This is a genomic window from Streptomyces sp. NPDC002851 (assembly GCF_053591935.1).
The window spans coordinates 21,310-33,704 of record NZ_JBSFUT010000025.1 but is presented as its reverse complement, the minus strand read 5'-3'; the positions used below and the strand labels follow the sequence as shown (position 1 = coordinate 33,704).

At 70.9% G+C, this 12,395-nt stretch carries 10 protein-coding genes; 2 read left to right on the top strand and 8 right to left on the bottom strand.

What is annotated here, in order from left to right:
* Positions 1-95 precede the first annotated feature (95 nt).
* On the top strand, positions 96-1,919 hold the full coding sequence (locus ACWD10_RS24675; RefSeq protein ID WP_451094493.1) for an AMP-dependent synthetase/ligase: 1,824 nt from the start codon (positions 96-98) through the stop codon (positions 1,917-1,919).
* Positions 1,920-1,998: 79 nt separating this feature from the next.
* Here the strand turns inward: ACWD10_RS24675 and ACWD10_RS24670 are convergent, their stop codons facing one another.
* The 6 genes from ACWD10_RS24670 to pqqA are packed head-to-tail and all read right to left on the bottom strand — an operon-like array spanning position 1,999 to position 6,489.
* A complete protein-coding gene (locus tag ACWD10_RS24670) occupies positions 1,999-3,138 on the bottom strand; it encodes a PQQ-dependent sugar dehydrogenase (RefSeq protein WP_451094491.1) in 1,140 nt (379 codons plus the stop codon).
* Positions 3,135-4,346 carry a pyrroloquinoline quinone biosynthesis protein PqqE gene (gene pqqE / locus ACWD10_RS24665; RefSeq protein ID WP_451094618.1) on the bottom strand — a complete coding sequence of 404 codons (1,212 nt, stop codon included), beginning with the start codon at positions 4,344-4,346 and terminating at the stop codon, positions 3,135-3,137. Before pqqE ends, ACWD10_RS24670 begins: the two co-directional genes overlap by 4 nt.
* Entirely contained in the window at positions 4,343-4,603 is a 261-nt protein-coding gene (gene pqqD / locus ACWD10_RS24660) for a pyrroloquinoline quinone biosynthesis peptide chaperone PqqD (protein ID WP_451094489.1), read from the bottom strand. Before pqqD ends, pqqE begins: the two co-directional genes overlap by 4 nt.
* Positions 4,600-5,397, bottom strand: coding sequence for a pyrroloquinoline-quinone synthase PqqC (pqqC, locus tag ACWD10_RS24655; protein ID WP_451094487.1), 798 nt, complete (start codon positions 5,395-5,397; stop codon positions 4,600-4,602). Before pqqC ends, pqqD begins: the two co-directional genes overlap by 4 nt.
* Complete coding sequence (gene pqqB, locus ACWD10_RS24650; protein WP_451094485.1) at positions 5,394-6,311, bottom strand: pyrroloquinoline quinone biosynthesis protein PqqB; 918 nt, start codon at positions 6,309-6,311, stop codon at positions 5,394-5,396. Before pqqB ends, pqqC begins: the two co-directional genes overlap by 4 nt.
* A 10-nt stretch (positions 6,312-6,321) precedes the next feature.
* Positions 6,322-6,489 carry a pyrroloquinoline quinone precursor peptide PqqA gene (pqqA, locus tag ACWD10_RS24645; RefSeq protein WP_451094483.1) on the bottom strand — a complete coding sequence of 56 codons (168 nt, stop codon included), beginning with the start codon at positions 6,487-6,489 and terminating at the stop codon, positions 6,322-6,324.
* Positions 6,490-6,825: 336 nt separating this feature from the next.
* Between pqqA and ACWD10_RS24640 the strand changes: the two genes are divergently transcribed.
* Positions 6,826-7,668 carry an aldo/keto reductase gene (locus ACWD10_RS24640; protein WP_451094481.1) on the top strand — a complete coding sequence of 281 codons (843 nt, stop codon included), beginning with the start codon at positions 6,826-6,828 and terminating at the stop codon, positions 7,666-7,668.
* A gap of 122 nt (positions 7,669-7,790) precedes the next feature.
* Here ACWD10_RS24640 and ACWD10_RS24635 read toward each other — a convergent pair whose 3' ends face one another.
* Both ACWD10_RS24635 and ACWD10_RS24630 read right to left on the bottom strand, forming a co-directional pair.
* Positions 7,791-8,210: a hypothetical protein gene (locus tag ACWD10_RS24635; RefSeq protein ID WP_451094479.1), complete on the bottom strand. Its 420-nt coding sequence runs from the start codon at positions 8,208-8,210 to the stop codon at positions 7,791-7,793.
* 101 nt (positions 8,211-8,311) lie between these two features.
* A complete protein-coding gene (locus ACWD10_RS24630; RefSeq protein WP_451094477.1) occupies positions 8,312-12,352 on the bottom strand; it encodes a golvesin C-terminal-like domain-containing protein in 4,041 nt (1,346 codons plus the stop codon).
* Positions 12,353-12,395 lie beyond the last annotated feature (43 nt).

Genomic DNA, 12,395 nt, shown 5'->3' with positions numbered 1-12,395 from the left:
AATACGACGCGCCCAGGCGGAGGGAACCCCCCTCCCGCCGGGGCGCGCGTTGGGGTACGGTCACGGCGCTGTGCGGAGCGCCACAAGGAGAGCCATTGCGTGAGTTCACCTCACCTCCCCTGGCGTCGGCGCCGCCGGTGGGCGGCCTGGCCGATGCGGTCTTCGACCATGCGCAGGAGGATCCGCTCCGGGTCGTGCTCGGGCGCAAGGTGGACGGCCGCTGGCGGGACGTGACGTCCGCGGAGTTCCGCGACGAGATCCTCGCGCTCGCCAAGGGGCTGCTCAGCGGGGGCATACGGTTCGGCGACCGGGTCGCCATCATGTCCCGTACCCGCTACGAGTGGACGCTCTTCGACTTCGCGCTGTGGACCATCGGCGCCCAGGTCATACCCATCTACCCGACCTCGTCGGCCGATCAGGTCTTCTGGATGCTGCACGACGCCGACGTATCGGCCTGCATCGTCGAGCACGAGGACCACGCCATGACGGTCGGGTCGGTCGTCGACCGGCTGCCGTCGCTGCGCCGCCTGTGGCAGCTGGACGCGGACGCGGTGGCCGAACTGCGCCGGGCCGGCGAGCACATCGACGACGAGGTGGTGCACCGGCACCGCCGCGCGGTCACCCCGGACTCGGTCGCCACGGTGATCTACACCTCCGGCACCACGGGTCGCCCCAAGGGCTGCGTGATCACCCATGCCAACTTCATGTACGAGGCGGACACCGTCATCCAGCGCTGGGAGCCGGTGTTCCACTCCAAGCGCGGCGACGAGGCGGCGACCCTGCTCTTTCTGCCGCTGGCCCATGTCTTCGGGCGGATGGTGCAGGTCGCGGCGGTACGCGGCCGGGTGAAGCTGGGCCATCAGCCCAACCTCAACGCGGCGGCACTGCTTCCGGATCTGGCCTCGTTCCAGCCGACGTTCATCCTGGCCGTGCCGTACATCTTCGAGAAGGTCTTCAACGCGGCCCGCCGCAAGGCCGAACTCGACGGCAAGCTCGGCCCGTTCGACAAGGCCGTCGAGGTGGCCGTGAAGTACGCCGACGCCCAGGAGAACCGCGCGTTCGGCACCGGCCCCGGGCCGTCCCCCGCGCTGCGGATGCAGCACCAGCTCTTCGACAAGCTGGTGTACTCCAAGGTGCGGGCCGCGATGGGCGGACGGGTGCGGCACGCGATGTCCGGCGGCTCCGGGATGGACCGGCGGCTCGGACTGTTCTTCGCGGGCGCCGGCGTCATCATCTACGAGGGCTACGGGCTGACCGAGTCGACAGCCGCCGCGACCGCCAACCCACCGGAGCAGACCCGCTACGGCACGGTCGGCCGCCCGATCCCCGGCACCACGGTGCACATCGCGGACGACGGCGAGGTCTGGCTGCACGGCGAGCATGTCTTCCAGGGCTATCTCGGCGACCCGAAGGCCACCGACGCGGTCCTGCACGACGGCTGGCTCGCCACCGGCGACCTGGGCCAGCTCGACTCGGACGGCTACCTCACCATCACCGGCCGCAAGAAGGAGATCCTCGTGACCTCCGGCGGCAAGAGCGTCTCGCCCGCGCAGCTGGAGGAACGGGTCCGCGATCACCCGCTGGTGGCCCAGTGCATCGTGGTCGGCAACGACCGCCCGTACATCGCGGCGCTCGTCACACTCGACGCCGAGGCGGTCGAGCACTGGCTGAACATGCGCAACAAACCGCTGCTCCCACCCGCGCAACTGGTCCGCGACCCCGATCTGGAGACCGAGATCCGGCGCGCCGTCGTGGCCGCCAACACCCTCGTCTCACAGGCCGAGTCGATCCGCACCTTCCGGATCCTGGCGCATCCGTTCTCCGAGGAAGAGGGCCTGCTCACGCCGTCCCTGAAGCTCAAGCGGAAGGCGATCGAGCAGGCGTACGCGGTCGAGGTGGAGGCCCTGTACCGCGCCTGAACGCGCCGGTCCGCGCCGCGTCGCCCGGTCTGGGGGCTGCCGCCCCCAGACCCTCGCTTCGGCCTCAAGGGCCTCGTCCTCAAACGCCGGACGGGCTGTTGTTGCCCTGACCGATGGTCACCCGCAACAGCCGGTCCGAGCCGTCCGGCTGCCCACCGCCCGCATCGGCGTTCGTGGTCGTGAGCCACAGCGCGCTCTCCCCCGGCACGGCCGTCGCCGCGCGCAGCCGCCCGTACTCGCCCTGGTAGTACGCCTTCGCCACGCCGACCTCCTCGCTGTCCGCGCTGATGGGGATGCGCCAGAGGCGCTGGCCGCGCATGGCGGCCATGTACAGGGCGTCGTCGACGACCGCAAGGCCGCTCGGTGAGGCCTCGGCGGTGGACCAGGTCTTCTTCGGGTCGGTCATGCCGGGCTCGTCGCACATGCCCTCGCAGGTGGGCCAGCCGTAGTTCTCGCCCGGCTTGATCAGGTTCAGCTCGTCGTAGGTGTTCTGGCCCAACTCGGCGGACCAGAGGCGCCCTTGGGCGTCCCAGGCGAGGCCCTGCGGATTGCGGTGCCCCATGCTGTAGACGTGGCTGCCGAAGGGGTTGCCGGGCGCCGGGTCGCCTTCCTTGGTGAGGCGCAGGATCTTGCCGTTGAGGGAATCCTTGTCCTGGGCGAGGTCCGGGTCCTGGGCGTCGCCCGCGGTGGCGTAGAGGAACCCGTCCGGGCCGAAGGCGAGGCGGCCGCCGTTGTGGTACTTGTTCTTCTTGATCCCCTTCAACAGGGGGGTGTAGTCGGTGAGTTGGCCGTTCTCGTACGTCATGCGGGCGATCCTGTTGCCCTCCGAAGAGGTGTGCATGACGTAGACGTACGGGCTGTTCGCCCAGTCGGGGTCGACGGCGACGCCCATCAGGCCGCCCTCGCCGCCGGTCGTCTCGGACTCGGGCACGGTGCCGACCCGGGTCTTCTCACCGCCGTCGGGCCCGACCCGCCATACGCCGAAGCTGTCGCGCTCGGTGACGAAGGCGGCGGAGGCGTCGGGGGTCCAGGCGACGGCCCAAGGGATCGTCCAGTCGGTGGATATGGGCGTGACGTCGGTCGGTTCCCCGAGGGGGACGGCGTGGGGGGCGTGGGGGGCGTGGGGCGCGGCTTGGGCGGCGGGTAATGCGATCACCGCCGAGCACACCAGGGCGCCGGTGCCGAGCAGCAGGGAGAGTCGTCTCGTGAGCGGGGTCATCGGGGCTCCTCGCGATAAGTGGGGGGTCGGGAGGCTTGCTGTGCTGACGGCGGTACGGCTGCGTCCGCTGCGTCCGCGGCGGTGTCCACTGCGTCCGCGGTGTCCGCTGCTTCCGCAGTGTCTTCGACGAGTGCCCGTACCAGGCCGTGGTCGGGGGAGAGTCGGCAGGCCGGATCGGTGCGGCCGGGGTCGCCCGTGAGTGCGTACGCCTGGCAGCGGCAGCCGCCGAAGTCCTCGGTGCGCCCTTCGCAGCTTCGGCACGGCTCGGGCATCCAGGACTGGCCCCGGTAGCGGTTGAAGGCGGCCGACTCCCGCCAGATCCAGTCCAGTTGGTGCTCGGTGACGTTCGGCGGGTCGAGGCCGGGCAGGTTCCCGGCGGCGGGGCAGGGCAGCGCGGTGCCGTCCGGCGCGACCGTCAGGGAGACCGCGCCCCAGCCGCCCATACAGGGCTTGGCCACGCCGTCGACGTAGTCCGGCGCCACCCACACCAGCTCCATCCGCCCGCCGAGCCGCTCCCGCCACCGCTCGACGGCCTCGCGCGCGCGGGCGACCGCGTCCCGGTCCGGCAGCAGAACGTGCCGGTTGCGCAGCGCCCAGCCGTAGTACTGGGTGTGAGCCAGTTCGATCCGGTCGGCGCCCCAGTCGAGGGCGAGCCGCACCAGGTCGTCGAGGGCGGTCGGCTCGTCGAGGTTTTGCCGGTGCAGCACGGCGTTGACGCCGAGCGACAGGTCGGCCTCGCGTACGAGCCGGGCGGCACGTTCCTTCGCGACGGTGGCGCGAGCACCGGCGATCCGGCGCGCGGCCTCGGCGTCGGTGTGCTGCACGGACAGCTGGACGCTGCGCAGCCCGGCGTCGACGAGCTCCCGCAGCCGCGCGGTGTGCAGGCCGACCCCGCTGGTGACCAGCTGCGTGTGGATGCCCGCCGCGTCGGCGGCGCCGACCAGGGCGGCCAGGTCGCGGCGGAGCAGCGGCTCACCGCCGGAGAGATGCGTCTGGACGACACCGAGCCCGGCGGCCTGCCGGAACACATCCGCCCACTCGTCCGTCGTCAACTCCTCGCGTCGCGCGGTGAGCTCTACGGGATTCGAGCAGTACAGGCAGCGCAGCGGGCAGCGGTGGGTGAGTTCCGCGAGCAGCGCCCAGGGCGGCGCGGGGCCGCCACCCGATGGACGTACGCCCGAGTCCGAGTCCGTACCGACCGCCGTCACCGCAACCACCCCTGCTCCCGGAGCTGTTCCAGGAACTGGGGCACCTCCGCGCCGACCGGCGCGCCCGGGTGCCGCCGGGCCAGCTCCGCGACGATCCCGGCGACGTCCCGGCGCCCGTCGCAGAGGCGCAGGACCGCCCCGGCCGAGCCGTGCAGGACCACCACGCGCTCGGGCAGCACGAGCAGGTCGTCGCCGCGCACCCGGTCGGGGCGGAGCAGGACGGCGCGGGCGAGGGCGGGACGCCAGGCTGCCGTCATGACGGCAGCACCGGCTCCGGGTCGGGGTCCGGTTCCGGGTCAGGGTCCGGTTCCAGGTCCGGTTCCGCGAAGGGCTCCCCCGCCGCCACCGCGTCGAGCAGCGACCACAGAACTCCGCACTTGAACTCCAGGGCGGCCACGGCCCGTTCCTGCTGTTCGCGGGTGCGCGCCCAGGCGTGTACGAGAGCCAGGGCCTCCTCGCTGTCCCGGCGACCCTGGCCGATCCGGGTGCGGAAGTAGGCGAGGCCGTCGGCGTCGATCCACGGGTAATGGCGCTCGAAGGCGGCGATCCGGGTGCGCATGATGCCCGGCGCCGACAGTTCGGTGAGCGAGGCCGCGACCGCGTCGAGTGCGGGCCGCAGTCGGCAGAAGTTGACATAGCCGTCGACGGCGAGCCGCACTCCGGGCAACACCCCGCGCCCGGCGAGGAGTTCGCTGCGGTCGATCCCCGCCGCCTCGCCGAGCCGCAGCCACCGCTCGATGCCGCCCTGCCCCTCGGCGGGCCCGTCGTGGTCCTGGATGCGGCGCAGCCAGGCGCGGCGCAGCGCGGGCGTATCGAACTTGGCGAGGATCAGGGCGTCCTTGACGGGGATGTGGCGCTGGTAGTGGAACCGGTTGGCGATCCAGCGGCGCAGCTCGGTGCGGCTGAGTCCGCCTTCGTGCATGCGTACGTTGAAGGGGTGGCGGTCGTGGTAGCGCTCGGCGGCGACGGCACGCAGCCGCTCCTCGAATTCGGCGCTCGGCCACGGCGCCACCTCACATGCCTCTTGTTCCCGCGGAGTTGTGGTCGTCACAGCTCGATCACCATTCGTTCGGTGGCCACCTCGAGGCCCTGTGCGGCGAGCCGCTTGTGCTGCTCGGCGTCCGGGTCCCCGAGGGGGTTGGTGTTGTTCAGGTGGGTGTAGAGGACGCGGGCTCCGGTGGCGGCGAGCCGGTGCGCGGTGCCGTGCGGTCCGTCGATCGGCAGGTGGCCCATCTCGGTGGCGGTACGGGTGGAGAAACCGGCGCCGCGGGGTTCCTCGTCGTCCCAGAAGGTGCCGTCGAAGAGCACGCAGTCGGCCTCGCGCACGGCGCGCTCCAGAGGTGCGGTCCAGGCGGCGACGGCGGGGGCGTAGAGCAGGGTGCGGCCGGTGTCGGGTTCGTGCAGGCGCAGCGCCACCGACCAGGTGGGCTCGTCGGGGCCGGTGCCCGCGGCGTAGCGGGGCCGCTTGGCGGAGCAGGGGATGGCGCTGACGAGCAGCGCGTCGGATGCGTCGCCGGGCTCGCTCGGCGGGGACAGGGGGCGCGGTTCGGCGGCCAACTCCCGCCATTCCAGGGTGGTGTAGGGGGTGAGTACGTCGGCGAGGTGGAGCCGGTCGAGGAGCGCGCCGCGCACCGGGGCGGTGGCGTGGATCTCGACGTGGTCCGCTTCGCGCAGCCGGGCGAGGCCGAGGGTGTGGTCGAGTTCGGCGTCGGTGAGGAGCACGCCCGTGAGCGGGGTGTCGCGGGGTCCGGGGCCGGGGTGGAGCGGCGGGCAGTCCTCGATCTGTTCGCCGAGGTCGGGGGTGGCGTTGACCACGTACCAGCGCCGCTCGCCCGCCCGTACCGCGAGCGAGGCGTGGCGGCGGCGCCGGTGCGGTCGGGCGCGTGCCCCGGTGCAGCCGGGGCACGCGCAGTTCCACTGGGGCAGTCCGCCGCCCGCCGCGGTGCCGAGCACCTGCAGCAGCATGGCGGCGCGGTTACCGGTCGGCGCGGGCGTAGGCGGTGACTTCGAGTGCGGTGTCGACGACGGTGTACGCGGGCGTCACCCAGGTGTCGTACGCCGTGTCGGGTGTGCTGTCGTGCTCCGCGGTGAGGCCGCCGGGCTCCGCCGTGGCGCCGTGGGTTTCGTCCGTGAGCTGGCTCATCGGCCGTACCTGCCTTCCTGAGGTGGGGGGTTCAGGAGTGATCGAGGTGCCTGTCGAGATGCATGCTGGCCGCCGGACGCACGCAACGGGAAGCGGCCACGCCGTTCACGAGTGGGTCCTGCGTTCGGCGAGGTGTACAGACTCCAGAGTTCCGCTATGACGGGACACGGTCAATGGTGCGGACCTGAGCGGGTGCGAACGGAGCGAACGGAGCGGGCGTGAGCGGCGGCACGCAGGGACGGAGCCGGGCGTGAACGCCTCGTGAACGGGAATGCCGCCCGTTCGGTTTTCGTTGAGAATGCGAGTATCACCCACCCACGTAAGGATCGAGAGCTCGTGAGCAAGGTCCCCACCATCGCCCTCAACAACGGCGTCGCCATGCCCCAGCTCGGCTTCGGCGTCTGGCAAGTCCCGGACGACGAGGCGGAACGCGCCGTCGGCACCGCCCTTGAGGCCGGGTACCGCAGCATCGACACCGCCGCCATCTACGGCAACGAGGAGGGCACCGGCAAGGCCGTGGCCGGCTCCGGCATCCCCCGCGAGGAGCTCTTCGTCACCACCAAGCTGTGGAACACCGAGCAGGGATACGACTCGACCCTGCGCGCCTTCGACGCGTCGCTCGCGAAGCTCGGCACGGAGTACGTCGACCTGTATCTGATCCACTGGCCGCGCCCCGCGGCGGACAAGTACGTGGACACGTACAAGGCGTTCGAGAAGATCTACGCGGACGGCCGCGCCAAGGCGATCGGCGTCTCCAACTTCCTGCCCGAGCACCTCCAGCGGCTCATCGACGAGACCTCCATCGTGCCCGCGCTCAACCAGATCGAGCTGCACCCTCAGCTGGCGCAGGCCGCGGCCCGGGACTTCCACGCCGCGCACGGCATCGCCACCGAGGCGTGGTCGCCGCTCGGCAGCGGCCGCGGCCTCCTGGAGGTCCCGACGATCGTCGCGATCGCCCAGAAGCACGGCCGGACGCCCGCGCAGGTGGTGCTCCGCTGGCACCTCCAGCTCGGCAATGTCGTCATCCCGAAGTCCGTGACGCCGTCGCGGATCGAGGAGAACATCAAGTTCATCGAGGACGACGCCTTCGAGCTGGACGCTGAGGACCTGAGCGCGATCGCCGCGCTCGACGAGGGCAAGCGACTCGGCCCGAACCCGGCGGAGTTCGACCTGCCCTGATCTCCCGGGATCGCACTGTGACCGGGCGGGCGGCATCCGGGCCTTGGCCCGGCGCCGCCCGACCGGTCATTGCGTGCCGGTCATTGCGTGCCGGTCATGGCGTGCCGGTCATGGCGTGCCGGTCATGGCGTGCCGCTCGTGCCCTTCTTCCCCGGCATCTCGGCGAGGGACAGCAGGCCCCCGATTACGGCGAACAGGGCGAGGAACAGGCCGGTGGCGACGGGACCGACGGCGTCCTCGACCACATGGCCGCCGATGGGCCACCAGGCCACCAGGCCGAGCAGGACCAGGAGATGGTTGCCCCGCTCGCCGAGCAGCCGCATGCCCGCCCACAGCAGCAGCGGCATCGCGAGTATCCCGGCGAGCCCGGCGAGCGCGCTCTCGATCCACCCGGCGCCGATCGTGTCCCCACCGGTGGCGGCCACGTCGTCGGCCCAGTCCCGCAGGGCGTTCCACCCCCAGGAGCAGAGGACGGCCGCGAGGCCCGACACGAGCATGCCCTTCAGGCCGCGGATCCAGGGGATCGTCCTGCTCTTCGTCATGTCCTTACCGTTTCACGGAAAGCGGGACGGGGGCCCGGGTACGGTCGTACGGCGTCGTACGCTCCGCACTCAAACCCCCGTCCATCAGGGCGAGTTGGGGATCAGCTTCCTGCGAGGGTGTGTTCCAGGGCGCGGGCGTAATGACCGGCGCCGTCGGTCTTCGGGTGGAAGGACTTCATCGACGGGGCCACGTTGCCCGGCAACCACTCCCAGTCCCGGTTGTCCGCCTCCGAGTGACCGGACAGGACGATGCCGTGGACCGTCTCCGGATCACCGCAGATCGCCTTCCCGGCGAACTCGTCGCGCGGGTCGGAGAAGACGGCCTTCGCGTTGTAGCGGGTGTTGGCGTCGCTGACCGCGCCCTTCATCTCGCCTGCGAGGACGTCCGCCATCTCGTTCAGCCAGGGCGCCTCCTCGGTGCCGATGCCGAAGACACACTGCCCGTTGTTCTCCAGGAGCCTCGGGTAGCCCATGAGCACGATCTGCGCGTTCGGCGCCTTGCTGTGGAGCTCGCCCAGCATCGTGGCGAGGCGCGGACGGATCTGCTCGCCCAGCCACTTGGGCGCCCATTCGTTCAACGGGCCCGTCTCGCCGCCGGTCTCGGCCCCGTTGTCCGGGTCGACGGCCGGTATGGAGTTGTCGTTGCACACGGTGGCCGCCGTGATGCACTCCTGGATGATGTCGGCGAACCGGGCGTCGTTACCGCCGATCGACAGGGTGACCTTGGTGGTGTACTGGTCGAGGTAGCCCTGCTTGATCTGCGGCAGTTCGCTGCTCTGGCCCGTATTGAGGATGTTGTAGTGGCGGGCGCTGGAGCAGGCGACGAACTGGTAGTCCATGTTCTTGTCGCGGTCGTCGGCCATCGCCCCGATGGACTTCGGGTAGCCCGGCAGGACGGCCTGGCGGGACCAGGCGTGCTTCGAGCGGTGGCACTTGTTCTCGGTCTCCGGCCGCGCCTCGTCGTAGTAGTCGGACTCGCGGTAGTAGTCCTCGCCGCCGGGGTCCGAGGCGCCTTCGCCGGAGGAGTACGAGTCGCCCATGGCCACGATCTGGTGCGTCGGCTTGCCGCCGAGCGGCTCGAACCCGACCGCGTCCCACGCGACGTCCTCGGTGCCCCGGCCGTCCTGCGTCACATTCGACAGCGACACCGTCGGCGTACCGGTGAAGTTGAACGCGCCCAGGGACACCCACTTGTTGGCGAGCACCCGCTGCGGCTTCACCCGCACGGTACTGGTGGAGTCCGTACCGCCCACGGTGTAGGCGGCCTGCCGGGTGTGCGCCCCGTGGTCGGGCAGATGCACCCAGACCCGCAGCCAGCCGCGGTCCGAGGTGCCGAGGGACCAGGTGCCGGTGGTTTTCAGGCGACTGGCGTCGGTCGTGCCGGTCTTGTTGGTGTGCGAGAACCAGAAGTGATTGCCGTACGCCGCGCCGATCTGGTGCAGATCGATCCGGGACGAGGCGGTGCCGAACGTGAGATTGAACGTGCCGGAGGACGACACCGCCCCGCACGATCGGCTCGAAGACCCGACCGGGGTCACGCCGCCCGGCAGATCCTCGACGATCTTCGTGCCGGTGGGCAGTCCGGACGAGCAGCGCGGCGGGTAGGAGTTCTCGTCGGGCTGTTCGGGATAGGTGTCGTCGAAGCGGTGGATCGGGTTGCCGCACTGGGCCTGGGTCGTGCAGTTCTTCCAGGTCGCGGGGTTATGGAACCAGCACTTCAGATACAGCGGATCCGATTCGTTCGGGTCGCCCGGCAGCAGGCAGGGGCCGCCGCCGGTGTCGTTGGTCGCGCCGTCGTCGATCTTCGACGCGTCGCAGTCGTTGCTGCTGTCGCAGAACTGGTCGATCGGGGGCTTGGCCGTGGTGCGGTACTCGACCCTCGTCCACCACGCGGCGCGGTAGCCGGGCTGGAAGTCGCCGGGCTTGAACATCGCCGAGATCGGCCGTGCCGCCCAGCCGATCACCTTCTCCTGGTACGGCCAGTCCTGCGGGTGCGCGGCGTGGCTGTAGTCGTCACCGCCGCCGGGGCCCTCCAGGAACGGCAGCCGGTTCTCCTTCCACAGCGGATTCGCCGGGTTGTTGGTCCAGCCCACACCCCACTTGCCGGAGGTGGAGCCGGAGTTGGCCTTCGGGTAGTAGCCGGAGTTGTAGGCCCACAGGGCGTAGAACCAGTTCTCGATGTACTTCGGGTGGCCGTCGTTGATGAGCATGCCGTCGGCGCGGGTCTGGTTCCACTTCTCGATGAGGATGTTCACGCCCGCCGCGATGTTCGCCGCGTAGTCGAGCGCGATGGCCTCCTGCTGGATCTCCGGCTTCGTCGGCTGGCCCTTGCCCGGCAGCCGCATGCCGTCGGTGACCTGCGTGACGCCGTAACCGCAGTCGGACTCGGACCAGTCGATGGCCCACGGGTCGGTCTGCTCCCCGTCGGAGGAGTACTGGACGCCGTAGAAGTTGCCGATCAGCGGGTTGGCCGAGACACCCGGCACGGCGAACCGCGTCGCCTGCCACATGTTCGACTCCTGCGCGGTGATGCCGAGCATCACCTGGGCCGGTACGTGCCAGTCCGCACCGCTGCCACCGGACATGGAGCTCAACGGGAACAGGGTCTGCGGCGCATACCCGGGCATGCCCATGTTCTTCCAGTTCGCGGGCCTGCTCACATGCTTGTTGAGCTGGCCGACGATGGCCTGGTCCACGGCCCACTCGATCTGCCGCGGGGTCGGCTGGAAGGCCTGCTTCTTGGGGTTGTTGCGCGGGACGGAGCAGGTACGGTCCGTGTCGACCGGGTTGTCCATCGTCGAGACCCCGCCGGACGAGACGGACGGCTTGGTCCCGGTCCCGTTCCCGGTCAGGGCCGGGCTCGTCGCGGTCGAGGCGCGCTGCGCGCTGTCGCTGCCGATCCGGGCCCCCGGCATGGCGTCCAGGACGACCGACTTGCCGGTGTCCAGGGCCTTGAGGGTGATCCGGGCGGCCCGCGCCGAACCGGCGTCCCGCGGCGAGATCCGCGAGTCCTTGCCGTCCGCCCAGGTGACGGTGGTGGCCGCGGCGCCGCTGCTCGACATGCGGGCGTCCTTGGCGAGACCGCCGGGGTTACGGACGGCGCCCGGCAGCGGGCCCGTGCTCCGGGCCTTCCCGGTGACGTACACGGTGCCGCCCGGCGTCCGTGCCAAGTCGAAGGCGGTGAGCGGGCCTTGGGCGAGCCGGGCCGCCCTGGCCTTGTCGTTCGGCGACCGCAGCGCCGCCGCGGTCACGCGGGAGACGGCGGCCTCGGATGCGGAGCGCTTTGTGGGGCGGGGCAGCCGGTCGATGAAGGTGACGCCGCCGTCGGCGTCCGGCTTGAGCTGGAACGGCACCGCATGGGTGCGGGCCACCGTCCGCACGGTCTCCCCGTCGACCTTGACGACCTGTCGGCCGCGCGCGGCGACGATGTCGCCGCCGTCGACGGGCACGGCGGAGGTGACCTGTCCGGCGATCGTCGTCTTCACGGCCTTGCCCGTCGCGGCGGCGACCTTGACCAGCCGGGTCTCGCTCTTCTTCGCCGTCCTCTCGTCGCTGAACTGCGAGAACACCACGTCCTCCGCGGTGCCGCAGCCCGGCGAGAAGTAGCCGAGCGTGGCCGTGAACGGCAGCTTGCGCACGGACCCGTCGGTCAGGTCGACGAGGGCGGTGAACGCGCCCCGGCTCATCAGACGGGGCTTGTTGGTGAAGGTACGCGGCGCGTACGCCACCGCCGCGTACCGACCGGATGCGGTCAGGCAGGCATTGCCGATCCAGGTGTCCGTCTCGAAACCCGGTTCGGCCAGTGAGGCGGCGGTCTTCCAGGCGTAGCCGTTCTTCTCGTCGGCCACCATCAGGTGGAAGCCGGTGGCGTCGCCCGACGTCGTGAACGCCCGGTCGGAGGACGACCGGTAGCCCTCGCCGAGCAGTTCGGCGCGCTTCTCCTCGGGGACCGCACCGGGCCGCGGGCCGGGCTCGGCATCGTCATCGTCGTCGTTCTTCGAGGACCATCCGTTGGCCGCCCCCGGCGGTATCTCTTCTGCGAAGGCCTGCGTCGTGCCGATGCCCAAGGCCAGCGCGAGTGCGGTGACCGTGGCGACCGGGATACGCGCATATCTGCGTCTGCTGAGTCTGCTGCGTCTCAATTCCCCGTCTCCCCTTAGGAATACCGAAAATGGCTCCCACTCC

Bases quoted from the DNA above. Each gene is read 5' to 3' on its own strand.
- ACWD10_RS24670 (WP_451094491.1), bottom strand. From the start codon at position 3,138: ATGACCCCGCTCACGAGACGACTCTCCCTGCTGCTCGGCACCGGCGCC.
- pqqD (WP_451094489.1), bottom strand. From the start codon at position 4,603: ATGACGGCAGCCTGGCGTCCCGCCCTCGCCCGCGCCGTCCTGCTCCGC.
- pqqB (WP_451094485.1), bottom strand. From the start codon at position 6,311: ATGCTGCTGCAGGTGCTCGGCACCGCGGCGGGCGGCGGACTGCCCCAG.
- pqqA (WP_451094483.1), bottom strand. From the start codon at position 6,489: ATGAGCCAGCTCACGGACGAAACCCACGGCGCCACGGCGGAGCCCGGC.
- ACWD10_RS24635 (WP_451094479.1), bottom strand. From the start codon at position 8,210: ATGACGAAGAGCAGGACGATCCCCTGGATCCGCGGCCTGAAGGGCATG.